This window comes from Salinifilum aidingensis (assembly GCF_054782015.1).
Genome location: NZ_BAAGTH010000002.1, coordinates 22,073 through 46,807, shown reverse-complemented (window position 1 = coordinate 46,807; position 24,735 = coordinate 22,073). Strand labels below are relative to the sequence as shown.

The 24,735-nt window shown below is 72.6% G+C and carries 26 protein-coding genes and 2 pseudogenes; 15 read left to right on the top strand and 13 right to left on the bottom strand.

Features of this window, described 5'->3' with window-relative positions; all coding sequences use genetic code 11:
• Positions 1 to 90: 90 nt before the first annotated feature.
• Positions 91 to 1,062 carry a LysR family transcriptional regulator gene (locus tag ACYVJE_RS03325; RefSeq protein WP_461143205.1) on the bottom strand — a complete coding sequence of 324 codons (972 nt, stop codon included), beginning with the start codon at positions 1,060 to 1,062 and terminating at the stop codon, positions 91 to 93.
• A gap of 75 nt (positions 1,063 to 1,137) precedes the next feature.
• On the opposite strand from ACYVJE_RS03325, the gene ACYVJE_RS03320 reads away from it, so the two are divergent.
• The 4 genes from ACYVJE_RS03320 (at position 1,138) to lysA (ending at position 6,161) form a co-directional block, all read left to right on the top strand.
• Positions 1,138 to 2,370, top strand: coding sequence for an MFS transporter (locus ACYVJE_RS03320; protein ID WP_461143522.1), 1,233 nt, complete (start codon positions 1,138 to 1,140; stop codon positions 2,368 to 2,370).
• A gap of 339 nt (positions 2,371 to 2,709) precedes the next feature.
• The gene (locus ACYVJE_RS03315; protein WP_459159811.1) at positions 2,710 to 3,699 is read left to right on the top strand and encodes an LLM class flavin-dependent oxidoreductase; all 990 of its coding nucleotides are present in this window, start codon (positions 2,710 to 2,712) and stop codon (positions 3,697 to 3,699) included.
• A 198-nt stretch (positions 3,700 to 3,897) separates the two neighbouring features.
• Positions 3,898 to 4,701, top strand: coding sequence for a sulfite exporter TauE/SafE family protein (locus tag ACYVJE_RS03310; RefSeq protein WP_461143204.1), 804 nt, complete (start codon positions 3,898 to 3,900; stop codon positions 4,699 to 4,701).
• A gap of 92 nt (positions 4,702 to 4,793) precedes the next feature.
• A complete protein-coding gene (gene lysA / locus ACYVJE_RS03305) occupies positions 4,794 to 6,161 on the top strand; it encodes a diaminopimelate decarboxylase (protein ID WP_461143203.1) in 1,368 nt (455 codons plus the stop codon).
• A gap of 88 nt (positions 6,162 to 6,249) precedes the next feature.
• On the opposite strand, the gene ACYVJE_RS03300 is transcribed toward lysA, so the two are convergent.
• A complete protein-coding gene (locus tag ACYVJE_RS03300; protein ID WP_461143202.1) occupies positions 6,250 to 7,254 on the bottom strand; it encodes an NAD-dependent epimerase/dehydratase family protein in 1,005 nt (334 codons plus the stop codon).
• Between the two features lie 203 nt (positions 7,255 to 7,457).
• On the opposite strand from ACYVJE_RS03300, the gene ACYVJE_RS03295 reads away from it, so the two are divergent.
• On the top strand, positions 7,458 to 8,285 hold the full coding sequence (locus ACYVJE_RS03295; protein WP_461143201.1) for a class I SAM-dependent methyltransferase: 828 nt from the start codon (positions 7,458 to 7,460) through the stop codon (positions 8,283 to 8,285).
• Between the two features lie 115 nt (positions 8,286 to 8,400).
• On the opposite strand, the gene ACYVJE_RS03290 is transcribed toward ACYVJE_RS03295, so the two are convergent.
• Both ACYVJE_RS03290 and ACYVJE_RS03285 read right to left on the bottom strand, forming a co-directional pair.
• Entirely contained in the window at positions 8,401 to 9,291 is an 891-nt protein-coding gene (locus ACYVJE_RS03290; RefSeq protein ID WP_461143200.1) for a dihydrodipicolinate synthase family protein, read from the bottom strand.
• Positions 9,292 to 9,495: 204 nt separating this feature from the next.
• Positions 9,496 to 9,693, bottom strand: coding sequence for a hypothetical protein (locus ACYVJE_RS03285; protein WP_461143199.1), 198 nt, complete (start codon positions 9,691 to 9,693; stop codon positions 9,496 to 9,498).
• A 38-nt stretch (positions 9,694 to 9,731) separates the two neighbouring features.
• Here ACYVJE_RS03285 and ACYVJE_RS03280 point away from each other — a divergent pair.
• Positions 9,732 to 10,106, top strand: a pseudogene (locus ACYVJE_RS03280) (SDR family NAD(P)-dependent oxidoreductase); the annotation flags it as partial.
• 11 nt (positions 10,107 to 10,117) lie between these two features.
• Here ACYVJE_RS03280 and ACYVJE_RS03275 read toward each other — a convergent pair.
• The gene (locus ACYVJE_RS03275; RefSeq protein WP_459159822.1) at positions 10,118 to 11,272 is read right to left on the bottom strand and encodes an acyl-CoA dehydrogenase; all 1,155 of its coding nucleotides are present in this window, start codon (positions 11,270 to 11,272) and stop codon (positions 10,118 to 10,120) included.
• A gap of 128 nt (positions 11,273 to 11,400) precedes the next feature.
• On the opposite strand from ACYVJE_RS03275, the gene ACYVJE_RS03270 reads away from it, so the two are divergent.
• A complete protein-coding gene (locus tag ACYVJE_RS03270; protein WP_461143198.1) occupies positions 11,401 to 12,141 on the top strand; it encodes a TetR family transcriptional regulator in 741 nt (246 codons plus the stop codon).
• Between the two features lie 225 nt (positions 12,142 to 12,366).
• Here the strand turns inward: ACYVJE_RS03270 and ACYVJE_RS03265 are convergent, their stop codons facing one another.
• Together ACYVJE_RS03265 and ACYVJE_RS03260 are read right to left on the bottom strand one after the other, a co-directional pair.
• A complete protein-coding gene (locus ACYVJE_RS03265; protein WP_461143540.1) occupies positions 12,367 to 12,678 on the bottom strand; it encodes a hypothetical protein in 312 nt (103 codons plus the stop codon).
• Between the two features lie 232 nt (positions 12,679 to 12,910).
• A pseudogene (locus ACYVJE_RS03260) lies at positions 12,911 to 13,096 on the bottom strand (maleylpyruvate isomerase N-terminal domain-containing protein); the annotation flags it as partial.
• 255 nt (positions 13,097 to 13,351) lie between these two features.
• Between ACYVJE_RS03260 and ACYVJE_RS03255 the strand changes: the two are divergent.
• Positions 13,352 to 13,525, top strand: coding sequence for a hypothetical protein (locus ACYVJE_RS03255; RefSeq protein ID WP_461143197.1), 174 nt, complete (start codon positions 13,352 to 13,354; stop codon positions 13,523 to 13,525).
• Positions 13,526 to 13,667: 142 nt separating this feature from the next.
• Here the strand turns inward: ACYVJE_RS03255 and ACYVJE_RS03250 are convergent, their stop codons facing one another.
• On the bottom strand, positions 13,668 to 15,053 hold the full coding sequence (locus tag ACYVJE_RS03250) for an MFS transporter (protein WP_461143196.1): 1,386 nt from the start codon (positions 15,051 to 15,053) through the stop codon (positions 13,668 to 13,670).
• Positions 15,054 to 15,255: 202 nt separating this feature from the next.
• Here ACYVJE_RS03250 and ACYVJE_RS03245 point away from each other — a divergent pair, with 202 nt between their 5' ends.
• Positions 15,256 to 16,410: a GDSL-type esterase/lipase family protein gene (locus ACYVJE_RS03245; protein WP_461143195.1), complete on the top strand. Its 1,155-nt coding sequence runs from the start codon at positions 15,256 to 15,258 to the stop codon at positions 16,408 to 16,410.
• A 191-nt stretch (positions 16,411 to 16,601) separates the two neighbouring features.
• On the opposite strand, the gene ACYVJE_RS03240 is transcribed toward ACYVJE_RS03245, so the two are convergent.
• Positions 16,602 to 16,769 (bottom strand): hypothetical protein, encoded by a 168-nt coding sequence (locus ACYVJE_RS03240; protein ID WP_461143194.1) that lies wholly within the window; start codon positions 16,767 to 16,769, stop codon positions 16,602 to 16,604.
• Between the two features lie 234 nt (positions 16,770 to 17,003).
• Here ACYVJE_RS03240 and ACYVJE_RS03235 point away from each other — a divergent pair, with 234 nt between their 5' ends.
• Both ACYVJE_RS03235 and ACYVJE_RS03230 read left to right on the top strand, forming a co-directional pair.
• Entirely contained in the window at positions 17,004 to 18,053 is a 1,050-nt protein-coding gene (locus ACYVJE_RS03235; RefSeq protein ID WP_461143193.1) for a lipoate--protein ligase family protein, read from the top strand.
• A gap of 89 nt (positions 18,054 to 18,142) precedes the next feature.
• Positions 18,143 to 18,556 carry a hypothetical protein gene (locus tag ACYVJE_RS03230; protein ID WP_461143192.1) on the top strand — a complete coding sequence of 138 codons (414 nt, stop codon included), beginning with the start codon at positions 18,143 to 18,145 and terminating at the stop codon, positions 18,554 to 18,556.
• A 47-nt stretch (positions 18,557 to 18,603) separates the two neighbouring features.
• On the opposite strand, the gene ACYVJE_RS03225 is transcribed toward ACYVJE_RS03230, so the two are convergent.
• The gene (locus ACYVJE_RS03225) at positions 18,604 to 18,834 is read right to left on the bottom strand and encodes a DUF5703 family protein (RefSeq protein ID WP_461143191.1); all 231 of its coding nucleotides are present in this window, start codon (positions 18,832 to 18,834) and stop codon (positions 18,604 to 18,606) included.
• On the bottom strand, positions 18,831 to 19,808 hold the full coding sequence (locus ACYVJE_RS03220; protein ID WP_461143190.1) for a YncE family protein: 978 nt from the start codon (positions 19,806 to 19,808) through the stop codon (positions 18,831 to 18,833). The genes ACYVJE_RS03225 and ACYVJE_RS03220 overlap by 4 nt, the downstream gene beginning before the upstream one ends.
• 160 nt (positions 19,809 to 19,968) lie before the next feature.
• Here ACYVJE_RS03220 and ACYVJE_RS03215 point away from each other — a divergent pair, with 160 nt between their 5' ends.
• The 4 genes from ACYVJE_RS03215 to ACYVJE_RS03200 are packed head-to-tail and all read left to right on the top strand — an operon-like array spanning position 19,969 to position 23,117.
• On the top strand, positions 19,969 to 20,673 hold the full coding sequence (locus tag ACYVJE_RS03215) for an MSMEG_4193 family putative phosphomutase (RefSeq protein WP_461143189.1): 705 nt from the start codon (positions 19,969 to 19,971) through the stop codon (positions 20,671 to 20,673).
• A gap of 47 nt (positions 20,674 to 20,720) precedes the next feature.
• Positions 20,721 to 21,152 carry a DUF6314 family protein gene (locus ACYVJE_RS03210; RefSeq protein ID WP_461143188.1) on the top strand — a complete coding sequence of 144 codons (432 nt, stop codon included), beginning with the start codon at positions 20,721 to 20,723 and terminating at the stop codon, positions 21,150 to 21,152.
• Between the two features lie 16 nt (positions 21,153 to 21,168).
• A complete protein-coding gene (locus tag ACYVJE_RS03205) occupies positions 21,169 to 22,359 on the top strand; it encodes an RtcB family protein (protein WP_461143187.1) in 1,191 nt (396 codons plus the stop codon).
• A 29-nt stretch (positions 22,360 to 22,388) separates the two neighbouring features.
• Complete coding sequence (locus ACYVJE_RS03200) at positions 22,389 to 23,117, top strand: M24 family metallopeptidase (RefSeq protein WP_461143186.1); 729 nt, start codon at positions 22,389 to 22,391, stop codon at positions 23,115 to 23,117.
• A gap of 5 nt (positions 23,118 to 23,122) precedes the next feature.
• Here the strand turns inward: ACYVJE_RS03200 and ACYVJE_RS03195 are convergent, their stop codons facing one another.
• Both ACYVJE_RS03195 and ACYVJE_RS03190 read right to left on the bottom strand, forming a co-directional pair.
• Positions 23,123 to 24,151: a translation initiation factor eIF-2B alpha/beta/delta subunit family protein gene (locus ACYVJE_RS03195; protein WP_461143185.1), complete on the bottom strand. Its 1,029-nt coding sequence runs from the start codon at positions 24,149 to 24,151 to the stop codon at positions 23,123 to 23,125.
• A gap of 49 nt (positions 24,152 to 24,200) precedes the next feature.
• Positions 24,201 to 24,722 carry a GNAT family N-acetyltransferase gene (locus ACYVJE_RS03190; RefSeq protein ID WP_461143184.1) on the bottom strand — a complete coding sequence of 174 codons (522 nt, stop codon included), beginning with the start codon at positions 24,720 to 24,722 and terminating at the stop codon, positions 24,201 to 24,203.
• Positions 24,723 to 24,735: the final 13 nt, after the last annotated feature.

Here is a 24,735-nt window from a genome sequence, read left to right as displayed (position 1 = left end):
GGCGGCGCCGCGGGATGACCACGCTCAGGAGCCGACCACGGCCAGGACGCTCGGCCCGAGCGCGCAGAAGCGGTGCCGGGCGCCCCCGCTTCACCCGTGCGCAGCAGGATGCTGCCCGTCCTCGACCGGACGAGCGCCGCCCTCCGTCCACTGCGGCGAGGGCAGCAGCTTCGGCGCGGTCTCGCTGATCGTGGACACCGCGGACGTGACCAGCGGGTGCTCGCTGCGGCCGCGCCGCGTCGCGGCGATGATGCGGCGCGCCGGGGCGGGTTCGCCGTGCAGCGGGATCCGCACCACGGGCCGGTCGTGCAGCCGTGCGAGACGCGGGACGAGGATGATGCCGAAACCGTGCGCCACCAGGGCCGTTCCGGTGTCCCACTCGTCGGCGTAGTGGGCGATGTTCGGCGTGAACCCCGCGGACATGCACGCGGTCAGCACCAGCTGGTGGTACGTGCTGCCGATGTTCCCGACGATCCACGGCTCGTCCGCGGCGTCGGCGAGCGTGGCGCGGGACAGCTCCGCCAGCCGGTGCCCGCCGGGCACGACCAGGTCCAGGGGGTCGTCGAGCAGCGGTTGCTGGTCGAAGCGCTCGTCGCTCGTCGACGGCGTGCCGGCGGTGTTGATCACCAGGGCGAGGTCGGCGTCGCCGGACAGCAGCAGGTCGAAGCAGTGCGCCGGTTCGGCCTCGATCACGCGCAGGTGCACCTGGGGGAAGCGCTCCCGCAGATGCGCGGCCGCGGGCGGCAGCAGGTGCGTGGCCGCGGTGGAGAACCCGCAGAGGGTGAACGACCCGGCGGGTTCCTCGGTGGCCGAGGCGAGCTCGGCGTAGGCGCGTTCGGCCTGGGCCTGCAGCGCTTCCGCGTGCCGCAGCACGGTGCGGGCGGCAGCGGTCAGCTGGACGCCCCGTCCGGACTGGACCAGCAGCTCGACGCCGAGCTCCTCGGCCAGCTGGCGCAGCTGGTACGAGACCGCCGAGGGCGTGTAGTGCAGCGCCGCCGCGGCGGCGGTGACCGTGCCGTGGCGGGCGAGCATCTGCAGCACCTTGAGCTTCGCATCAACCATGCAACCATTTTGCACGGTCCACCGGCGAAACGTCTGATTCTCTTCAGCGGTGTTCCGCGGCAAGCTGGACGCGTGATGACGAAGCTGGGGCTTGCTGATGACCGCGGAACCCTCCCGAAAGCGCGCGCCACCGGATGCGAGGAGGTGCGCACCGGGCTGTACGTGCTCGTCGTGCTCACCGCCGGGGCCTACCTGCCGAGCCCGCTGTACCCGGGCTACCAGGAGGCCTTCGGCAGCAGCGATCTCGTGATGACGCTCATCTACGCCACGTTCGCCCTGGTCAGCGCGCCGGCGCTGCTGCTGTTCGGCTCCGCTTCGGACGCGGTGGGGCCGCGCTCGGTGCTGCGGATCAGCCTCCTGCTCGCCGCTGCCGGCTCGGCGGGCTTCGCGTTCGCCTCCGGATCCGCGTGGCTGCTCGCCGCGCGCGCCGCGCAGGGGCTCGCGCTGGGAGCGGTCACCGGGGCGGCGAGCGCGCTGATCAGCACCGGTGCGGGTGACCGGAGCAGCAGCCGGGGGAGCAGCGCAGGTGTGCTGACGAGCACCGCGTTCGTGGCCGGCACGGCCGCCGGCCCGATCGCCGCCGGGGTGCTGGCCGAGTACGCCCCCGCGCCGCACCTGCTGCCGTTCCTGCTGCACCTGGCGCTGCTGTGGACGGCCTGGCTGCGCGTCTCGGCGCTGCCCGCGGTGCGGCGGAAGCGGCGGTGGAAACCGACCCGCCCGCACGTCCCGGCCGGCATGCGCCTGCTGTTCACGACCGCCGCGCTGACCGGGTTCCTGGCCTGGGCGGTGGCCGGGCTGTTCCTGTCGGTCATCCCGACGCTGCTCGGCCGCTCCGACCAGACCAACCTGGCCGTCACCGGCGGAGTCCTCGGCGCGGTGCTGATCTGCTCGGTGCTCACCCAGCCGCTCGTGCCCCGGCTCGGCGTGCGGCGCGCGCAGCTCCTCGGGCTCGCCGCCCTGCTGGCCGGTCTCCTCGTCCTGGCCCTGACAGCGGCGGAGTCGACGGCGCTGACGCTGTGCGCCGCGGTCGTCGCCGGCGCCGGGCACGGACTGGCCTTCGGCGGCGCGGCGGCCGTCGTCGACGAGGTGTCCCCGCAGGAGCAGCGCGGCGCGATCACCGGTGCGCTCTACCTCGCCTTCTACCTCGGTTCCGGGGTCCCCGCCGTGGCCATCGGTCTGATCACGCTCGGCACCTCGCTGGCGGTGGCGACGACGTGGGTCACGGGCGTGGCCGCGGTGCTCGTGCCGCTCGCCGGCGCCGCGGTGGTGCTCACGCGCCACCGGCGGCGCGCGGCGCTCGCGGCCTGACGGGCAGCGCACCGCGGCGCCGGTTCGCCGGTGCCGCGGTGCGGCGGTCGCCCGGTGGCCGGCGGTGGTGCCTCCCGGGCTCCTTCCACAGTGGAACTGCCGCCCGCGGTGGAACTGCGGCCCGGCGCGGCCGCGGACGCGCGGACGGCCGGATCGTTCCGGCTCGTGCCGCTCCTGCTCCGGCCCCGGGGGAGCGCAGCGAACCGGGCAGCAGGGCGAGCGAGCCGGTGAGGAGCGTCACTCCCTCCTCGTCGAGAAATAGTGCGGCTGCTGCGCGGGTTTCGCGAGGGGGACTCTGCAACGGAGTGGTTCGACGATCCCGACGAAAGGCCTGCGTCTATGTCCGTCCCGCTGTCCATCCTCGACCTGGCGACGGTCGGCAAGGGGGAGACCGTCGGTGAAGGCTTGCGCAACAGCGTTGCGCTGGCCCAGCGAGCCGAGGAGCTCGGCTACCGGCGGGTGTGGTACGCCGAGCACCACAACATGCCGTCGATCGCTTCGTCGGCGACGAGCGTGCTCATCGCGCACGTCGCGGCGCACACCGGCACGATCCGCCTCGGTTCCGGCGGCGTCATGCTGCCCAACCACGCGCCGCTGACCATCGCCGAGCAGTTCGGAACGCTGGAAACCCTGCACCCGAACCGGATCGACCTGGGACTGGGGCGCGCGCCGGGCACCGACCAGAACACCCTCCGGGCGCTGCGCCGCGATGCGAGCTCGGCGGAGGGCTTCCCGCGCGACGTGCAGGAGCTGCAGGGCTACCTCGGCGAGCAGACCCTGGTCTCCGGGGTGAACGCGACGCCGGGCAAGAACACCAACATCCCCCTCTACGTGCTCGGCTCCTCGCTGTTCGGCGCCAAGCTGGCCGCTTCGCTGGGGCTGCCGTACTCGGTCGCCTCGCACTTCTCGCCGGACGCGCTCGAGGAGGCCGTCGCTGCCTACCGGTCCGAGTTCCAGCCCTCGCAGCAGCTGGCCGAACCGCACGTGATCGCCGGTGTCAACGTGCTCGCCTCCGACACCCTGGAACAGGCGCGCGCGGACTTCCAGATCGTCAAGCGCGCCCGGTTGAAGATGCTGGCGGGCGGAGGCCGCAGGTTGACCGACGCGGAAGCCGACCAGATCCTGGACTCCCCGCAGGGCAGGCCGGTGACCCAGATGGTCAAGTACTCCGCGGTCGGGACGGCCGGCGATGTCGCGGAGTACCTCGACTGGTTCACCAAGCACGCCGACGCGGACGAGCTCATCGTCGCCCACCAGCCGCCCACGTTGGACAAGCGGCTGCGTTCGGCCGAGCTGCTGGCCGAGGAGTGGGGCCTGCAACCGAGCTGAGTTCCCGCGGGCCGTGAAGCGGTTGCGGCTGCGCGGCAGTCGCTCCGGCGCTCGGCGCAGTGCTCCGCGGACGAGCACGGCTCCGGGGCTGCGGCCCCGCCCGCCGGCAGCGGGACGCGGCCGGACTCCGGGGAACTCGGTGGGGAAGTCGGTGCGGTGCCGAGGGCGTCCCGTGCCCGGAGTCCTTATCGTGCGGCGGTGACTTCTTTCGCGCTGCTGCTCGCCTTCGGGGTGCTGACAGGAGTGACCACCGCGCTGTTCGGCTTCGGCGGGGGTTTCCTCACCGTGCCGGTGGTCTTCGGGTTCACGGCGGCCACCGCCGGTGCCGCGACCATGCACGTCGCGGTCGCCACCTCGACGGCGGTGATGGTGGTGAACTCGCTGACCGCGACCGCGGCGCACGCGCGTGCGGGCCGGATCCGGCGGGAGTACGTGTGGCCGATGACCGCCTTCATCGCCGTCGGCGCGGCGCTCGGCTCGTTGGCCGCCGCACGGATGGAGGACCGGGTGCTGCACGCCGCGTTCGTGGTCTACATGGTGCTCACCATCGTCGATTGCGTGGTGCGCTCCGGTTTCCTCACCCGGAGCGGGGACGGCGCCCCGCGGCCGCTGGGTCCGGTCGGCGGCACGGTCGGCGGCATCGGCATCGGTGCGATCGCGAGCGCCCTCGGCGTCGGCGGCAGCGTGCTCACCGTGCCGCTGCTGCGCCGCAGAGGATTGCCGATGAGCGCGGCCACTTCGATGGCCAGTCCGCTCAGCGCGCCGGTCGCCGTGGTCGCCACGGTCATCTACGCGTGGTCCGGGACCGCGGCATCCCGGGCAGGCCGGATCGGCTACGTCGACCTCGTCGCCGCGGCCGCGTTGCTGTGCGGTTCGATCCCGACGATCGCGCTCCTCCGGAGGCTCCCCGGCCGCATCCCGGATCGCGTGCACGCCGCCACCTACCTCGCCCTGCTCATCGCCGTGACGAGCACGATGCTCGCGATTCCCGCGAGCGGCTGACGTGCCGTCGTATCCGGACACGCCGCGTCGCAGTGCTCGTGCGGCGCTGCCGCCGCTCCGGGTGCGATTCCGACACATCAGCTCAGCCCGAGATGCACGACGACCCGCGCGACCTCGGCGCGGTCGTCACCGGTGAGCTCGCGCACCCGTATTCTGGCCGGGTGACTGGCGAGACGACTCCTGCCGAACCGCGCGCTCCGATCGACATGAGCCTGCTGCCGCGCACCGCCGCAGTGGATGAGCGAGGACGGCTCAGCATCGGGGGAGTGGACGTGCTGGATGCGGCCGCGGAGTTCGGCACCCCGCTCTTCCTGTACGACGCGGCCGAACTGCAGCACAACTTCCGCGAGGCCGTCGAGGTCTTCGGCGAGGGGGTCTCCTACGCCACCAAGGCGTTCCTCACCCCGCACCTGGCCCGGCTGGCGGCGCAGGAGGGGATGTCGTTCGACGTGTCCACCGCCGGCGAGTACGAGTGCTGCCGGCGGGCCGGGGTCCCGGCCTCCAAACTGGTGCTGCACGGGAACAACAAGCAGCCGGACGAGTTGGTCCGGGCCGTCGAGGAGGGCGTCCAGGGGATCGTCGTCGATAACTTCGACGAGCTCGACCGCATCGACGCGATCACCCGCGAGCGGGAGAAGTCGGCGAACGTCATGGTCCGGATCAACCCCGGCATCGAGGTGCACACCCACGAGTACGTGGCCACCGGCAACCGGGAGTCGAAGTTCGGATTCCCCGCGTGGACCGGCGACGCCGACGAGGCGATCGGCCGGGTGCGCGCGGCCCCGTACGCGGAGTTCCAGGGCTTGCACATGCACATCGGTAGCTTTGTGCTCCAGCTCGACAACTTCCTGCAGGCACTGGAGGCCGCTGCGCCGCTGGTGGAGGCGCACGATCCCGACGTGCTCGTGGTCGGGGGCGGACTGGGCCTCCGGTACCTGCACGACGACGAGTGCCCGACCTTCCGCGAGTGGGGCGAGGCGATCGTGTCCTGGGGGCGGCATCGGTTCCCCGGAACCCGCATCCTCGCCGAACCCGGACGCGCGATGGTCGCCCGCGCCGGGATCACCCTGTACACCGCGGGCGTGGTCCAGCAGAAGGGCGATCTGACCTTCGTGGCCGTGGACGGCGGGATGAGCGACAACCCCCGCCCCGTGCTCTACGGATCGGGCTACGAGGTGTTTCACGCCGGTGCCCCGCTGGCCCGGCGGGAGCGGTCGGTGCGGGTGGTGGGCCGGCACTGCGAATCCGGCGACACCCTGCTGGAGCACGGCCACCTGCCCGGTGCGACCGGGGTCGGCGACATCATCTGCACGCCGGTCACCGGCGCCTACGGCTACTCGATGTCCTCGAACTACAACCTCGTCCCGCGCGCGGCCGTCGTCTTCGCCGCGGGCGGTGAAGCCCGGTTGACCACTCGGCGAGAGACCCTCGACGACCTGTTCGCCCGCGAGGTCGGCTGACCCCGCAGGTGGCCCATGTTCCGCGCCCGCTGGCGCGATTCCCGCCGAGGTTCCGCAACGTGTTTGCCACGAGCTCCGTCGCGGAGGCTCACCGGTGCGGCCCGGGCTCGTGCCGCGCGGCGGCGAGTGCTGCTTCGTCGGCGGCGGTGTCGGCTTCGGTCCAGGTGGATCCGGCGGGTGGGTGGGCGAGGTGCCAGCGCACGGATTCGGTGACGCGCTCGGCGGGGGTGGCCGGGGCCCAGTTGAGCAGGACCTGAGCCCGGGCGACCGAGATCAGCAGGTGTTGGGCCGGGGCAGCGGTCAGCGCCAGGTCCGCCGGCAGCGCTGCCTCGGGGACCCGGACGAGTTCGGCCTCGGCCTCGGCGGCCTCGAGGATCTGGGTGAACCACGTGGACAGCGGCCAGGTCTCGGTCTCGCCGAGGTTGATCGTGCTCCCGTCCGCCCTCCGGGAGTCGAGGGCGGCCAGCACACCGGTGGCGAGGTCGTCGACGTGCCCGCGGGTCCACAGCAGGTTGGCCGCCCCCACCGGGATGCGCCGCCGTCCGGCGCGCAGCCGGCGCAGCACGACGTCTTCGCGCCGTTGCCAGTCGTGCGGGCCGTAGACCAGCGGCAGGCGCAGCACGGTGGCCCCGCGGGGCCGCCACCGGTCCTCGACGTCGAGCTTGTCGTAGTCCTCGGGTACGTGGGCGAACCCGGCACCGCGGTAGGGGTAGCGCTGGCGGCGCAGCTCGGCCTCTTCGGTCACGGGAACCGGTGCCTCGCAGCGCCCGCTGCGCAGGCCGGTGTGGGCCTGGTACACGTCCTGACTGGACAGCACCACCGCCGGCACCTCGGGCAGCGCGGGCAGCACAGCCTCGACATCGGCCGCGGTGAACGCGCAGGTGTCCACCACCGCCTGCGGGGCGAACCGGCGCACCGCCGCGGCGTGGTCGGCCAGCTCGCGCCGGTCGGTCCGCAGCTGCTCCACGGGCACCCACGGATCGGGCGCGCTGCGGCCCCGGTGGACGACCAGAACCTCGTCACCGCGCTCGTGCAACCGCTCGACGACGCGGCGGCCCACGAACCACGTTCCTCCCAGCACCAGTACCCGCACCCGCTGACGGTCGCACAGCGGGCCCGCGGAGGACAGTCGCGCTCGCCGACGGCGAACCGCGAACCCGCAGTGCGGTTGCCGATCCTCCGGCGACGTGCTGGCCACGTGCGGTGCTCGTGGTGGCGCGGCCGGGGTGGTGCGCTGCGCCGGGCCGTGCGAAAACCGGTTGCCGGAGCGGTGCGCTCCGCTCGTAGGATTCCGGCGTGAGCGAGAGCAGCGACGTCACCGACCTGATCAGGACCAACCGGCACCACTGGGACGAGCGGGTCCCCATCAACGCCGCGAGCTCGTTCTACGACCTCGACGGGTTCCGGGCGGGTGCCGAGGACCTCGACCAGTTCCAGCTCGACGAACTCGGTGACGTCACCGACCTCGATGTGGCCCACCTGCAGTGCCACATCGGGCTGGACGCCCTGTCCTGGGCCCGCCGCGGTGCCCGCGTGGTCGGCCTGGACTTCTCCGCCCCGGCCACCCACGTGGCGACCGGCCTCGCCGCCGATCTCGGTCTCGGCCACCGGGCCCGATTCGTGACCGCCGACGTCGATGCTGCCGTCGACGTGCTGGGTGCGGGTGCGTTCGACGTCGTCTACACCGGCAACGGGGCGCTGATGTGGCTGCCCGATATCGAGCGCTGGGCCCGCACCGCAGCCGGCCTGCTGCGCCCCGGAGGACGGCTCTACCTCGCCGAGTTCCACCCGCTGACCGACGTGCTCGACGACGACCGCGGTGCGACCGTCACCCGCGACTACTTCCTCCGCGGCGCGCGCACCTACGACTCCCCGGGCTCGTACGCCGACTGGCGGGCCGAGACCGCGCACAACACCGCGACCGAGTGGCACCACACCCTCGGCGACGTCATCAGCGCCGTCGCGGGATCCGGGTTGCGGATCGAGTTCTTCCACGAGCACGGAACGATCCCGTTCCAGCGCTATGCCGCGCTCGTCGCCGAGGGGGCGCGCTTCCGCTACCCCGAGCGGTCTGCACGCCTGCCCCTGATGTACTCGCTGGCCGCTGCGAAGACCGCGCCGTGAAGATCTCGCACTTCGATCCCGGCCCCGTTCGTTCAGCAGCAGCACCCGGCGTCCGAGCGTGGCGCGCGGAGGGGTCGGTGCACGGACGCGGCCTCGGCCGGACCGTTCCGCCGCGTCAGCCCAGCCCGAGCTGCTCGACGACCCGCGCGACCTCGGCGCGGTCGTCACCGGTGAGCTCGCGCACCGGGCGCGGGAGGTTGGGGTGGCCGATCAGCCCGAGCACCTCCGCGACCGCGGAGATCACCCGCAGGCTGCCGTGGCGCGCGAACAGGTCCCACAGCGGTTGCAGGCGCCGCGAGACCGCCATGGCGGTCTCCGGGTCGTGCGCCTGGGCCGCGCGGGTGAGCGCCAAGGCCGGTTCCGGAAGGGTGCCGCCGATGGCGGAGTACCAGGCCTGGCAGCCGCTGGCGAGTCCGGTCGCGGCATCCGGGTCGCCGCTGACTCCGATGGTGACGTCCGCGGGCAGCAGCGAGCGCAGGTGGGAGACGCGCTCCGCGGCCGCTTCCGGGCAGGTCGGCACACCGGGGATCTTGATCGAGGCCACGCGCGGCAGCTCGGCGATGCGGCCGTGGAGCTCGCCGGTGAAGGTGAAGTGGGTCGTGCCGGGATTGTCGTAGACCACCAGCGGCACCGACAGGTTGGCGGTCACGTCGGCGTAGAGGCCGAAGACCTCCTCGTCGGTCAGCGCCTGGTACGACACCGGGGCGAGCAGGACGGCCGCGGCGCCGGCGTTCTGCGCGTCCTCGGCCAATTCGAGCACGTGCCGTGTGGACAGCGCGCCGATGCCGGCGATGACGGGGACGTCCCCCGCGTGCTCGACGGCCAGGCGCGTGGTGCGGGAGCGCTGCTGCCGGGTGAGGTACGGGTACGAGCCCGTGGAACCGAGCGCGGTGATCGAATCGACGCCCGCGGTGGCGAGCCGTCCGACGAGGCCGGTGAACGAGGCTGCGTCGATACCGTCGGCGGTGAGCGGCGTGAGCGGGAACGCGCTGAGTCCGGTGAACACGCGGGTCGCCTCCACGGAGCGGGAGCGGGCGGACAACGTTCAGCACACTCTGCCACCTCGTGCGAGCGGTGGCCGGTGCGGTGCCCGCGCGGAACCGGGTGGCTCCGGTGCACCGCCCACGGTGCCGGCGGTCGCGCAGCGCCGTCACGGGCCCGGAATCGGAGGCGCCCGGACCCGGGTGCTGCGCCCGGGATCTCCTCGTCCTCATCCGCGTTCGCGCGGCCAGGGGTTGCCCTCGAGCTCCTCGATGCTGAGGTTGAAGCTGGTGAGCAGCTCGGTGAAGGTGGCTATCCGCTCCTGCGGCCAGTCGGCGACGACCATCTCCACGCCCTCGCGGTTGCGTTCGCGGTCGGTGGCGAGCTGCGCCAGTCCCTCCCGGGTGGGGCGCAGCCTGCGCACCATGCCTCCCTCCGGATCGGCGAACCGTTCGAGCAGTCCCCGTTGCAGCGGAGCGCGGCGGCAGCATCGTCAACTTCGCCTCCGGGGCGGGGCTGAACGGGCAGCCCCACCAGGCTTCCTACGCCGCGGCGAAGGAGGCCATCCGGGGGATCAGCAGGGTCGCGGCCCACGAATGGGCCCCGGACGGCATCCGCGTCAACCTGATCTCCCCCATCGCCCGCACGCCGGGGGTGGAGGCCTGGGCGCAGACCCACCCCCAGCAGCACGAGCAGGTGCTGGCCGGGATCCCGCTGGGCGGGATGGGCGATCCCGAGCACGACATCGCTCCCGTCGTGGTCTTCCTCGCCAGCGACGACAGCCGCTACATGACCGGGCAGACCCTCATGGCCGACGGTGGTTCGATCATGCTGCGCTGAACCACCGCGGGTCAGCCCAACAGCGAGCGCGCCATGACCATGCGCTGGATCTGGTTGGTGCCCTCGTAGATCTGGGTGATCTTGGCGTCGCGCATCATGCGCTCCACCGGGAAGTCGCGCGTGTAGCCGGCGCCGCCGAGCAGCTGCACGGCGTCGGTGGTGACGTCCATGGCCACGTCGGAGGCGTAGCACTTGGCCGCGGCGGAGATGAACCCGAGATCGCCCTCCCCGCGCTCGGCTCGCGCGGCGGCGACGTAGACCATGTGCCGCGCGGCCTCGGTGCGCATCGCCATGTCGGCGAGCATGAACTGCACGCCCTGGAAGTCGGAGATCGGCTTGCCGAACTGGCGGCGCTCCTGCACGTAGTTCGTGGCCTCGTCCAGCGCCCCCTGGGCCAGACCCACGGCCTGCGCGCCGATCGTCGGGCGGGTGTGGTCGAGCGTCTTCAGCGCGGTCTTGAAGCCGGTGCCCGGTTCGCCGATGATCCGGTCACCGGGGATGGTGCAGTCCTCGAAGTGCAGCTCGACGGTGGGCGATCCCTTGATGCCGAGCTTCTTCTCCTTGCCGCCGACGACGAAGCCGGGGTCGTCGCGGTGCACGGCGAACGCGCTGATGCCGTTGGCGCCCTTGTCCGGATCGGTCACGGCCATGACCGTGTACCAGGCCGACTCGCCGCCGTTGGTGATCCAGCACTTGGTGCCGTTGAGCACCCAGTTGTCGCCGTCGGCGTGCGCCCGCGTCTTCATCGAGGCGGCGTCGGAACCGGCCTCCCGCTCGGACAGGGCGTACGAGGCGGTGGCCGCGCCTGAGGCGATGTCGCCGAAGACGCGCTGCTTGAGCTCCTCCGAGGCGGACAGCAGCATCGGCACCGTGCCGAGCTTGTTCACCGCGGGGATGAGCGAGGAGGAGCCGCACACCCGCGCGACCTCCTCGATGACGATGCAGGTCGCCACGGAGTCGGCGCCCTGGCCGCCGTACTCCTCCGGGATGTGCACGGCGTTGAACCCGGCCCGGGTCAGCGCGTCGCGCGCCTCGTGCGGGTAGCGCTCCTGCTCGTCGACCTCCGCCGCGTGCGGGGCGATCTCCTTCTCGGCGAGAGCGCGGATCGCCTGGCGCAGCTCCTCGTGCTCCTCGGCGAGCTGGTAGGTGTCGAATTCGGGGTTCACCGGGGCCTCCGTAAGTTCACCGCCGCGCGACCGCGTCGCGGCGCGCGAATCCTGCACACGTTGCGATGCCAGCGATGTTAGCGGCACTGAGTGCCACGAACAACCGGAGTCGGTGCTACGGTGCGCCCATGTGCGCGGCGACCGACCACGACCCTGCACCGGGTGCGCGGGCCGAGCGGGCCGAGCGGGTGCGGCGCGCCCTCACGCTGGCCGCCCTGCAGCACTTCGACGAGCAGGGGTTCGAGGCGACCACGGTGGACCAGATCGCGGCCACGGCGGGAGTGGGGCGGCGGACGTTCTTCCGCTACTTCCGTTCCAAGGAGGACGCGGTCTTCCCGGGGCACGACCAGTGCGTGCGGGAGGTCTCGGAGATGCTCGACGCGGCCGACCCCGAGGCGGACCCGTGGGCGGTCGTCACCCGGGCCAGCGAGCGAGTGCTGGAGATGTACCTGGCGGAGCCGGAGATCTCGCTGCGGCGGTTCGCGCTGACCAGGGCGGTGCCCTCGCTGCGGGAGAGGGAGATCACCGGCACCGACCAGTACCAGCGGGTCTTCGGACGGTTCCTGCGCGGGCGCTTCGCCGGGCGCAGGCGGGGTGAGCTGTGGGGGACCGTGGCCGCGTCCGCGATCGTGACCGGGCACAACCACGTGCTGCGGCAGTGGCTCAAGAGCGGGGGAGAGGTCGACGCGCGGGCGCTGCTGCACGAGGCGCTGGCCGAGCTCGGGGAGGTTTTCGCGGCGGTGGGTGCGGAGGAAGCGGCCGAGCAGCGGGACGACGAGGTGATCGTCGGCGTCGTGCGCACGTCCTCGACCGGCGGTGCGGTGCTGCGGAAGGTCCGCGAGGCGCTGCGCGAGGCCGCGACCGACTGAACCCGAGCAGCCGGAAGGGGGCGGCACTCGATGCCATCTTTGCGTGTTTATTGCATTGATTACTTCAGTGTTGAATGAAATTAAATCCCGATCCTGCTCCGGAACCACAGCAACGACGGAGAAGAGGCCCGCCCGGGCCCCGCTGGGAGTGCCGGTAGCGCACGCCGATCTCGCTGAGTCGAGCGCTCCGGACCAGATCGCGCGGGCAGCGTGTCGTTGAGCTGTTCAGGCGTTGAGGAAACGCCGGGTCAGCCCCGGGGCCAACCAGGGGCGTCGGCCCCACGCGGTCACCCTGCCGGTCAGGGCCGGCCGGATCGGCCCCACGCGGCCGTAGCTGAGCAGCAGCTGCGTGACCGGTTCAGCACTGATGTGCACGTCAACACCGACATCGCCCGGCGGATCGACGTCGAGATGCCCCTCGGTGAAGCGGTACACGTAGTGCTCGTAGCCGCGCAGCCTGAGCTCGTACGTCGCGCTGTGGCCCTCGGCCTCGTCCGGGTCCACCCACCCCGGAAGCACCTGGTGCAGCCCTGCCATCACCAGCGGGACGTGGGCGGGGTCGATGGGCCAGGGGCGGCGCAGGACCGCACCGATGTCGTGGCCGTGGACGATGAACTCCCCCAGCAGCGTGCAGCGTGCCCAGTGCGAGGTCGGAGCGGATTTCCTGATTCCCGTCGAACATCATCGTTGAGGCGCCGCCGTCCTCGTTCCGCGCCAACAGCTTGTCCGTGTCCCGCAGCAGGATGGTGCTGAGCTCGCCGAGGTCGCGGGTAGGCAGGTCACGAACCTGCCTGTCGTTGAACGCCGGCAGATCGCGGACTCGAGCGGGCCAATCCCCCTCGCCGCGACTCAGCGCAAGGTAGCGCCCTGGTTCCGAGGCGACGTGCCCCACCACATCGGTGATGCTCCAAGCCGGGGTGGCAGGTACTCGCTCGTCCGGATTCGGCACGGACATCACGAGCTCGCAAAAGCGACGCGACATCGAAGCGGTCGCTGCGGCGAGACGAGGGATCACGGACTCCATGAACCGAAGGATATTCAGCCCCCGCATCTGGCAAGTCGACCGACACACCGAGGCCTGGCTCAGCGCCCGCAAGTACCTGGGCCCTGGCAGCGAGAAGTGGCCAGATCGGTTCCGCGAGGCGTTCGACGATCCGACAGCGCGTCTCATCTCACTGGTGCCGACCCGCCCTCGGCCGAAGCGCGGGACATGGCCCGCGAGTGGATGGAACTGCTGGAGCAGTTCCACGGTGGCGACGAAGGACTGCGTGACTCCCTGGACCGCATGCATGACGACAACGCCGCCGATGGCCAGCAGCAGTACGGCGGGCCCACCCCGCAACAGATGGAGTTCATCCAGCGCGCCAACGCGGCAAGCACTTGAAGCGCCCGCTCGAGCGGGCACTTCTCCGTCTCCCGGTCGACCGCACCCCGCAGCGGGAATCGACTTCAGCCGCGGGACCGGGCGTTGGCGGTGTGGGGCGTGGTGTTGCGCGGATCGCGGCCTTCGGCGGAGCGCTCCGGCGTCACCGCTCGGTGCTCGCCTCCGCGCGCGGGGAGTCGAACACGGTCGCGCCGGTGCGCTGCGTCCGCTCGTGGGTGATGCCGAGGTCGATCCCGGGGCGGTCGCGCAGGCACAGCACGGCCGCGGTGGCGAGCACGAACATCACCACCAGATACGTGGCGACGGCGAGCACCGTGCCGGTGGACTGCACGAGGAAGGCGGCGATCGTCGGCGCGAACGCGCCCCCGAGGATCGAACCGAGCGCGTAGGCGATCGCCACACCGGAGTAGCGCACCGAAGCCGGGAACAGCTCGGCGTACCAGGCGGACTGCGGACCGTAGGTCAGTCCGAGGCCGAGGGTGAACAGGGCGAGTCCCAGCATCAGCAGACCGGCGCTGCCGGTGGCGGTGAGCAGGAACAGCGGGAAAACGGTGATCAGCAGCGCCGCGTAGCCGTACAGGTAGGAGCGCTTGCGCCCGAGGAGGTCGGCGGTGATGCCGGACAGGTACGTCGTGATCAGCCACAGGAAGGCCGTGGCGGACACGATCAGCAGCACGGGCGTGCGGTCGAGCCGGGCCGGGCCGCTCGGATCGGTGGCGTAGTTGGTGATGAACCCGCCGGTGACCATGTAGCCGGCCGCGTTGTTGCCCGCGAAGACCAGGGCGGCCAGCAGTACCAGCAGCCAGTGGTGCCGCGCCAGCTGCAGCACCGGTGCGGTGGTCCGGCGCCGCCGCTCGGCGAGGTCGGCGAAGACGGGGCTCTCGTCCACGGCGCGGCGCACGACGTAGCCCACGCCGATGAGCACGATGCTGAGCAGGAACGGCACTCGCCAACCCCACTGGAGGAACTGCTCACCGGGGGAGAGGACGCCGGTCATGAGCGCCATCACCCCGGAGGCCAGCAGCATGCCCAGCGGCACGCCGAGCTGGGGCACGGCACCGGAGCGGCCCCGGCGGTGCGGATCGGCGTGCTCGACCGCCATGAGCACCGCACCTCCCCACTCGCCGCCGGCGGAGATGCCCTGCAGCACGCGCAGCACGATCAGGGCGACGGGGGCGAGCACGCCGATGCTGCCGTGCGTGGGCAGCAGGCCGATGAGGCTCGTGGCGCCGCCCATGAGCAGCAGCGTGATCACGAGCATCGCGCGCCGGCCGATGCGGTCGCCGAAGTGCCCGGCCAGGAACGCGCCCAGCGGGCGGAAGACGAAGCTGATGCCGACCGTGGCGAACGACAGCAGCAGCCCGATCCGCTCGCCGGCCGGGGCGAAGAACAGGTCGGTGAACACCAGGGCGGCGGCCGTGCCGTAGATGAAGAAGTCGTACCACTCGATCGTCGTGCCGATGACGGTCGCTGCCGCGACCCGCCGCTGGTTGGTCGCTGCCCGGTGGTGTGCCTGCTCCGCGGTCATCGTGCCCCTTGCTCGGCTGCGCTTCCGTTCGGCGCCCACCCGGGCGAACCGGGCGGAGATCGCGTGGCGGATGAGCCTGGCAACGCCGCGGGACGGCGTGAAGAGCGCTCCTTCGCCCAGCGGAAGGCGCGGCGGCCCGCTCGTCGCCGCCCCGGGCGCCGCGGCCCCAGGGGCGGCCGGTCCGCCGCGTTAGGCTGCGTGCATGGACTGGATCACCACGCCCCTGTCCGCGGATCTCGTGCGCGGCGCGTTCGAGCTGGAGACCACCGAGCGCGGGGTGCTGCCGCACCGGCTGCCCGCGTGGGCGCGCGCCCAGTGCGGCGATCCGCAGCTGGCGAGGGCGGAGGCCCAGCCGTCCGGGGTGCGGTTGGTGCTGCGCACTCGCGCGACCGCGGTGGAGCTGGACACGCTGCGCACGCGGATCGCCTATCGGGGCGTGGGGCCGCGCCCGGAGGGCGTGTACGACCTGCTCGTCGACGGGGAGTTGGTGGCTCGGGCGAGCACGACCGGCGGTGACGTGGAGACCGTGGACATGACCACCGGGGCCGTGGACAGCGAGTCCGGAGCGGTCGGCACGGTCCGGTTCACCGGTCTGCCCGCGCGGGACAAGGACGTGGAGGTCTGGCTGCCGCACAACGAGCTGACCGAGCTGGTCGCGTTGCGCAGCGACGCGCCGGTCGAGCCCGTGCCGCGGGGGCGGCGCCGGGTGTGGGTGCACCACGGCAGTTCGATCAGCCACGGCTCCGATGCGGCGAGTCCGACGACGACGTGGCCGGCGGTGGCCGCCGCGCGCGGCGGGGTGGAGCTGGTCAACCTCGGGTTCGGCGGCAGTGCGCTGCTCGATCCGTTCATCGCGCGCACGCTGCGCGACACCCCGGCGGAGCTGATCAGCCTCAAGCTCGGCATCAACCTGGTCAACATCGACCTGATGCGGCTGCGCGCCTTCGGGCCCGCCGTGCACGGTTACCTCGACACCATCCGCGAGGGCCATCCTGCCACGCCGCTGCTGGTGGTCTCGCCCCTGTACTGCCCGATCCACGAGGACACGCCGGGGCCGGGCGCGCCGGACTTCAGCGGGGAGCAGATCCGGTTCCGCGCCACGGGAGATCCCGCGGAGCGCGCCGCGGGCAAGTTGACGCTGGGCGTGATCCGGGAGGAGTTGGCCCGCGTCGTCAAGCAGCGGGCGGACGACGATCCGAACCTGCACTACCTCGACGGGCGCGAGCTCTACGGGGAGGCGGACTTCGCCGACCTGCCGCTGCCGGACCAGCTCCACCCGGATGCGGCGGCGCACCGGCGCATCGGCGGGCGTTTCGCGGAGTTCGCCTTCGGCGCGGGCGGCCCGTTCGGAGGGTGAGCAGGGGCCTCGCTGGCTCCGCTGCGGCCCGGCTCGATGTGACCGGCTTCGAACTGGTGGCGGGTCGCGGCAGGGGTGAGCGCGTCCGAAGGCCGGGCGCGGGGGAGCGCCGCGCGGTGTTCGGGTGCACGGTGCGGACGACGGGCGCGTCACCCAGCGACGCGCCGCTGTCCGGGGCGGAGACCGCTGGCTCAGTCGTAGCCGCGGATGAGGTGGTGCTCGTCCTCGGCGTCGGCCAGACGGGAGTGGGGGAGCTGGCGGGGCAGTTGGGGCGGGTGCGCCGGGGCCTCGGGGTCTCCGGCGGGGCTCGTGCTCCGCCGGTGGGTCAGCTGTGCGGTTTCCGCCTCCGTGGTTCGCATCGTTCGGCTCCTCTCGACAACGCTCGACGCTCCTCATGATGGTGGCGCAGGCCACAGAACGCATGCTTTCTCCCCCGTCCTGGCGTGCCATCAATATATTTTCCTCTGTCATTTCAGTGTTGACTAAAATAAAATCGAACACAGGTGCTCGGCCTCACCCGCGGTACAGGAATTTCGCACGGAGGAGAGGGTTGATCCGGGCAGGTTGCCTTGCGAGTCGAGCAGGAGGGTCGTGTGCACGGGGAGTACAAGGTTCCGGACGGGAAGCTCGTGAAGGTCGACGCCGCCGTCGTCGACGGGCGGTTGAGCGAGGTGCGGGTCAGCGGTGACTTCTTCCTGGAGCCGGACGACGCGCTGGAGCAGCTCAACCGGAGCTTGACGGGCGCGTCCTCCGACGCGGAGCTGGGCGAGCTCGTGGAGCGGATGCGGTCCGGGCTGCCCTCCGACGCGCGGCTGGTGGGGTTCTCGCCGGAGGCGGTGGCGATCGCGGTGCGCCGCGGGGTCACGCAGGCGTCGCAGTGGACCGACCACCGGTGGGGCGTGGTGCACGAGGCGGCACGGCCGCCGCTGATGCACATGGCGCTGGACCAGGTGCTCGCCGAGGAGGTCGCCGAGGGGCGCCGCGCGCCCACGTTGCGGATCTGGGAGTGGTCCCGGCCGTCGGTGATCCTGGGCAGTTTCCAGTCGGTGAGCAACGAGGTCGACCTGGAGGCCGCCGAGCGCTACGGCATCGAGGTGGTCCGCCGCATCACCGGGGGCGGGGCGATGTTCACCGAGCCGGGCAACGCGGTGACGTATTCGCTGTACGCGCCGGTGTCGCTGGTGGCGGGCATGCCGTTCGCCGAGTCGTACGCGTTCCTGGACGACTGGGTGCTGCAGGTGCTGCGCGAGCTGGGGTTGAACGTCTGGTACGAGCCGCTGAACGACATCGCCTCGGACGGCGGCAAGATCGGTGGTGCGGCGCAGCGGCGCGTGGCCTCGGGAGCGGTGCTGCACCACGCGACGCTGTCCTACGACGTCGATGTCGACAAACTGGGCGACGTGCTGCGCGTCGGCGGGGAGAAGCTGTCGGACAAGGGCGTGGCCAGCGCGAAGAAGCGGGTGGACCCGTTGCGGCGGCAGACCGGGTTGGAGCGGTCGGTGATCATCGACCGGCTCGTGGACGGGTTCCGCAGCCGGTACGGGCTCAGCGACATGCCGGTCACGGCGGCGGAGGAGAAGCGGGCCCAGGAGCTGATCGAGGAGAAGTTCGCCACCGGGGGTTGGTTCTACCGCGTGCCCTGAGACGGGTGCTGCGGCGGCACCGCTCTCTCGGGGGAGACGTCCGGGTCGTTCCGGATGGTGCGGCGGTGCTGCGGAGCGATGCTGGGGGCATGGATCGGTGCAACGGTGCTTCCTGGCCGCTGGCCCTGGCGCTGGGCGCGTTCGCCCTGGTGCGGCCGCTGCTGTCGATGACCGGGGTGATGGATGACCTGGGCAGGCCGGTGGCTCCGCTCGCGGTCACCGCGGTGATCTCAGCGGTGTGGATCGTGGTGGTGGGCCTCTCGCGGGTGCGGCACCCGGTGGTCACGCTCGTGGGGGCGGGGCTGGTCTACGGCGTGCTGGCGGTGGTGTTGAGCGCGGTCTGGTCCCTGCTGCTGACGGGGCAGCTGCAGGGGCCGTTGACCACGCCGTGGGGAGTGGGCGTGGTCGCCACGCTGGTGGTCAACGTCGTCTGGGGCGCGGTGACGGGCGTGTTCGCCGCGCTGCTGCAGCAGGGCCTGCACCGGCGGCCGGTGCGGCGCTGACGTGGCCGGTGAGCACGGCGCCACCGCGCCGGGGAGCGCTGCTCGGGTCAGGGCAGGGGGTTGGCGACCCCGGGGCTCCCGGCCTTGCGGCGCAGCCAGACCTTGCGGGTGCCGTCGGCGTAGAGCAGCACGCGGGAGAGCTCCCAGTCGGCGAACTCGGCGTGCACGGACAGCTGGGTCGCTGCGCTGAGCCGGGTCGTCCCGGGCGGCAGGCGCAGCGGTTGGTATTCCCACTTGGAATCGGCCTCAGCGGCGTCCTGGGGGTTGTTGCGTCTCACGGTTCCACCACCTGTACTCCGGCGCCGCCCGCGGAGGTGATGTAGGCGGCGCCGGTTCGGGAGTCGACGGCCACCGTATGCGGTTGGGCCACGGTGCGGAACCGGTGGCGCAGTTCGGGTTCTCCGCCGGCCACGTCGTAGGCGAGGACTTCGTTGCGGTCGGTGAGGGTGATCCAGGCGAGGTCGCGGCGCGCGTCGTAGGCGATGCCGTAGGGGCTGCCGGGCAGCGGGTAGCGCTGCTTGAGGATCAGGTTGTTGGTGTCGAAGGCGAGCAGTTCGTTCTTGCGGGTGTCGACGGTGAGTACCCGGCCGTAGCGGTCGGCGACGCCGTTGGTGGCGCCTTGCCCGGCGCGCAGCGCCTCGCCCTCGTCGCCGGTGCGGGGGTCGACGGAGGTCAGCGAGGTGGTCAGCCGGTCGAGCACCTGGATTTCGCCGTTCTGCGCGAACAGGCGCGCCGGCCCGTCGAACTCGCCGGTGGTGCGGGGTCGCCCGTCGCCGTGGATGGTGATCGAACCGGCGTCGCGCTGGGCCACGGCCAGGGCGCCGTCGTCGAGGCGGATCGCGTCGACGGGCCCGCCGGGGACGGGGGTGGTGCCGGTGCGGTGGCCGGTGCGGATGTCGATGTGGGCGATCTCGCCGCGGTCGGGCACGGCTACCAGGGCGGTGCCGCCGTCGGCGGTGACGTTGGCGGCGGGTGCGCCGAGCGGGACGGTGCGCTGCTGGTTCGTGCGCGGGTCGAGGAGGGTCAGCCCCTGGTCGCCGGCCAGCAGCAGGGTGCCGGTGGTGGTGTCGAACGCGCTGGTGCCGGCGGCGGGTGCGGGCCGGACGGTGCCCTGCGGATCGGCGGGGGCGCGTGCGGGTGCGGGGGTGGCGGCGCTGAGCTGGTCGGTGGCTTGCAGCGGGTCACCTGCGTCCATGCTGCCGCATCCGGCGAGCAGGGTGGCTGCCAGGCAGGTGATCAGTAGCCGACGCAACGCGTACCTCCCGTGCGGTGCGCCGCGCCGCGGGCGGCGCACGTGGTGTTGGCCCGTGCCCAGCATCCCCGACGGAGGTGCGGGCGTGGTGGGCGGGTTGGGCGTGCGGTCGGTGCGGGTGTGGTCCGGCGCGCGCGGTGGGTGACTACCCTCGCGGGGCGTGGCGACTCTGGTTCTGGTGCGGCATGCGCGGTCGACGTCGAACGGGTCCGGCACGTTGGCCGGGCGCACTCCGGGTGTGGAGTTGGACGAGACCGGTCGGGGGCAGGCGGCGGGTCTGCCGGGGCGGTTGCGGGGATTGCCGTTGCACCGGGTGGTGGCTTCGCCGTTGCGGCGGTGCGGCGACACGGTGCGGGGGGTGGCCGCCGAGCGCGGGTTGCGGGTGGTCACCGACGAGCGGTGGTCTGAGGTGGACTACGGCGACTGGACGGGGTGCCGGTTGGCGGAGTTGACCGAGCTGCCGCTGTGGAGGGTGGTGCAGCAGCAGCCGGCGGGGGCGGTGTTCCCCGGTGGTGAGGGGTTGGCGGCGATGCAGGCGCGGGCGGTGGCGGCCGCGCGCGAGTGCGACCGCTCGTTGGAGTCCGAGGTCGGTGAGCACGGGGTTGCGGTGGTGTGTTCGCACGGTGATGTGCTCAAGTCGGTGCTGGCCGACGCGCTCGGTGCGCACCTGGACCTGTTCCAGCGGATCGTGGTGGAGCCCGCGTCGGTGAGCGTGGTGCGCTACACCGCTTCGCGGCCGTTCGTGCTGCGGCTCAACGACACCGGTGGTGACCTGTCCGGGTTGGCGCCGCAGGAGGGGTCGAGTGGTGGTGAGGCCACTGTGGGGGGTGACACCGGTCGGGCCGGGGGTACCTCGGGGGCGTGACCGGGTGGCTGTTTCCGCTGCGGTGCGCCGGCGGCGACAATGGGGGCGTGTACTTCTCGGTGACGGATGTGCGGCGGTTCCTGGTGGGGGACTGGTCGTTGGAGCGCGAGATCGTGGACACGAGCGGTGGTCCGGCGGGGGATTTCTCCGGTGCTGCGCAGGCGCGGGTCGAGGGCGGTGTCGTGGTCTACCGGGAGCGGGGTCGGATGCGGCTGGGCGGGCACGAGGGCCCGGCGTCGCGGTGCTTGCACTACCACGTCACGGGGCCGGGGCAGGCGCGCGTGTTCTTCGACTACGGGGACTTCTTCCACGAGTTGGATCTGCGCAGCGGGTACGCCACGGCGCGGCACCCGTGCCGGGCGGACGTGTACCGGGGTGAGTTCGGCGTGGTGGACGTGGACCACTGGTGGCAGCGGTGGGTGGTCACCGGGCCGGAGAAGAACCACGTGATCACCACGCGGTTGTGCCGCGTCGGCTGAGGTGCTGGAGGCGCAGGTGTACACGACGGTGCCGGGTGGGCGCGTGCCGGTCCGGTTGTGGGTGCCGCCGGAGGAGGTCGAACCGGCGGCGATGGGCCAGTTGCGGGCGGCTGCGGCGTTGCCGTGGGTGCACGGGGTGGCGGCGATGCCGGATGTGCACGTGGGCAAGGGCGCCACGGTCGGCAGCGTGCTGGCGTTGCGGGGTGCGGTCGCTCCGGCCGCGGTGGGGGTGGACATCGGTTGTGGTGTGGACGCGGTGCGGTTGGGCCTGTCCGCGGAGGATCTGCCTGCTGATCTGGGGCGGTTGCGGCGGCGGATCGAGAGGGCGGTGCCGGTGGGGTTCGGCATGCACTCCGATCCGGTGGATGCGGAGCGGTGGGGCGTGCCGGGCGGGTGGAACCGGTTCTGGGACGCCTTCGACGCGTTGGACTCGGCGGTGGCCGATCGGCGGGCGCGGGCGCGGTGCCAGATGGGCACGCTCGGCGGTGGCAACCACTTCCTTGAGGTGTGCGCCGAGGAGGAGGGGCCGCGGCCGGGGCGGGTGTGGCTGGTGCTGCACTCCGGATCGCGCAACATCGGCAAGGAGTTGGCCGAGCGCCACATCGAGGTGGCCCGCGGGTTGCCGCACAACCGGGATCTGCCGGATCGGGACTTGGCGGTGCTGCTGGAGGGCACCGAGCAGATGCGGCAGTACCGGCACGACCTGTTCTGGGCCCAGGAGTACGCCTGGCGCAACCGGGCGGTGATGATGGCGCTGCTGCGGGAGTGCGTGGTGGGGGAGTTCGGTGCGGCGCCGGTGGAGGAGTCGGTCTCGTGCCACCACAACTACGTCGCCGAGGAGGTCCACGACGGCGTGGAGGTGCTGGTCACGCGGAAGGGCGCGATCCGCGCCGGTGCCGGCCAGGCCGGGGTGGTGCCGGGCAGCATGGGGGTCGGTTCGTACGTGGTGCGTGGTCGGGGCAGTGGTGAGTCGTTCTGCTCGGCCGCGCACGGGGCGGGGCGGCGCATGTCGCGGGCGAAGGCGCGCAAGACGTTTTCCACCGCCGATCTTCAGGGCCAGACCCGCGGGGTGTGCTGCCGCACCGACCGGGGTGTGCTGGATGAGATTCCCGCTGCGTACAAGGATTTGGATGCGGTGATGGCCGCGCAGCGGGACCTGGTGGATCCGGTGGCGCGGGTGCGGCCGCTGGTGTGCGTGAAGGGCTGACGCGCGTGTTGGCCGCACGGTGGGGCGCGGTGGCCGGTCGTCCGGTGGAGTGGAAGACCCCGGAGGAGCGTGTGCGGGTGTGCGCCGCGGGGCGCGTGGTGGCTGCGGCGTTGGCCGCTGCCCGGGAGCGGGTGGCGGCCGGGGTGGAGCTCGTCGAGGTGGACGCGGCGGCTGCGGCGGTGGTGGCCGAGCACGGTGCGACGCCGGTGGGGCCGGGGTTGCGGCCGGGTGGGGCGTTGTCCGCGTCGGTGGGGGAGGTGCTGGTGCGGGGCGTGCCGGACGGGCGGCGGTTGGCCGCGGGGGAGGTGGTGTCGCTGTCGTGCGCGGTGCGCTGCGGCGGGTGGCACGCGTTGGCGGCGGAGACGGTGCCGGTCGGCGCCGTGGGCGAGGTCGGGCGGGGTTTGCTCGGGGCGGTGGAGCAGGCGCTGGTCGACGGGGTGGCGGCGGTGCGGCCGGGTGGCGCGGTGGCGGATGTGGCCTACGCGGTCGGCGTGCCGGGGCTGCTGTGCGGGCACGGCGTCGGTCGGGAGTTGTGGGAGCCGCCGGTGGTGCCGAGCGAGGTCGACGCGGCCGGGCGGGTGCCGTTGCGGCCGGGTGTGGTCTGCACCGTTGAACCCGTGCTCGTCGCCGGTGGCGATGCGGCGGTGACCTGGGGCGGTGACGGGTCGGTGCGATCGGGTTCGGGCGCGTGGGCGGCGCACGCGGCGCACACGGTCGTCGTCACCGAGGACGGGCCGGTGGTGGCCACCCGGGTGTAGGCCGTTCAGCTGCGCCAGTACTCGCCCACGCGGTCGGGGGTGTAGGCGCCGCGGTCGGTGACGATGGTGGTGACCAGTTGCGGGTCGGTCACGTCGAATGCCGGGTAGAGCCCGGTGGCGCGGTGGCTGGCGGTGCGTGTGCCGAGGGCGTGCAGCACGTCGTCGCCGTCGCGGTATTCGATGGGCACGTCGGCGCCGGTGGCGGCCTGCGGGTCGGGCGCGTGGCACAGGGCGTGGAAGGGCACGTCGAAGGTGTGCGCGGCGGTGGCCAGCTGCAGCGTGCCGACCTTGTTGATGACGTGCCCGTCGAGGGTGACGCGGTCGCTGGCGGTGACGAGCGCGTCGATCTCGCCGGCGCGCATGAGCGCGGCCGGCATGCCGTCGGTGACGACGGTGACCTCGGTGCCCATTTCGGCCAGGGTTTCGGCGGTCAGCCGGGCGCCTTGCAGGTAGGGGCGGGTTTCGGTGCAGGTGAACGCGGGGGTTTTGCCGGCCTGCTGGGCGGCGCGGACGGTTTCGACCAGGTACAGGTCGCCCCAGCAGTGGGTGAGCACCCGGCCGGTGTGCGGCAGCAGCGCGGCGGCGGCCCGGCCGAGGGCGGCGCTGCGGTCGCGGTAGTCGGTCTCGCCGGCGTGGGCGCCGCGGGCCGCGGCGGTGAGCACGTCCGCATCGGTGTCCTCGGCCAGGGCGGTGTCGACGGTGTCGAGCACCCACCCGGCGGCCAGCCGCGGTTGTTCGTTGGTGGGGCGGGTGGCGATGAGCCGGTCGGCCGCGGCGGCCAGGTGGGCGCGGGCGTGCTGCGGTGGTTGGCCGGTGGTGTCGCGGGCGGCCAGCACCAGGCCGGCGAGCACGGCGAAGTAGGGCCCGGAGGACTGGGTGACCATGTCCTCGATGGCGCGGGCGACGTCCTCGACGGTGCGCGCGTGCACCCACCGGTGTTCGAAGGGGAACACGCGCCGGTCGAGCAGGTGCACGCCGTCGTCGTCCAGCTGCACGCTGCGCGCCAGGGCGGGGGCGGTGTCGGTGGTGGTCATGGGTGGTCCTCGCCGGTCGTCGCTGCCGCGGGTGGGTGCTGCTTCCAGGTTACGGGGCGGGCGGGTGCGCTCGGGCGCGCCGGTATTCGTGGTGCGGGCGGCCGTGGGTGCTGCGGGTGCGGTGGTAGGTGAAGCCGAGCTTGTCCAGCACGCGGGCCGAGGCGGTGTTGCGCGGGTCGACCAGGGCGTAGACCTCGGGCAGGTCGAGGGTGTGGAACGCGTGCTGCAGGCAGGCGCGGGCGGCTTCGGTGGCCAGGCCGCGTCCCCACGCCGCGCGGGCGAGGGTGTAGCCGAATTCGACGCCGTGCGTGGTGGTTTCGAAGCCGATGTCGCCGGTGATGCCGCCGGTGCCGCGGTCGAGCAGGGCCCACACGGCGAAGCCGTGCTCGCGCTGGTGGCATTCGGCGTGTTCGAGCAGCGCCGTGGTCTGCTCCGCGGTCATCGGCCGGCCGTGGCCGACGTAGCGCATGACGCGCGGGTCGGCGTAGACGGCGTGGATCGCCGGTTGGTCGTGCGGGGCGAACGGGCGGATCAGCACGCGCGGCGTGCGCAGGGGAAACGACGTGTCCACCAGGCCAGTGTGC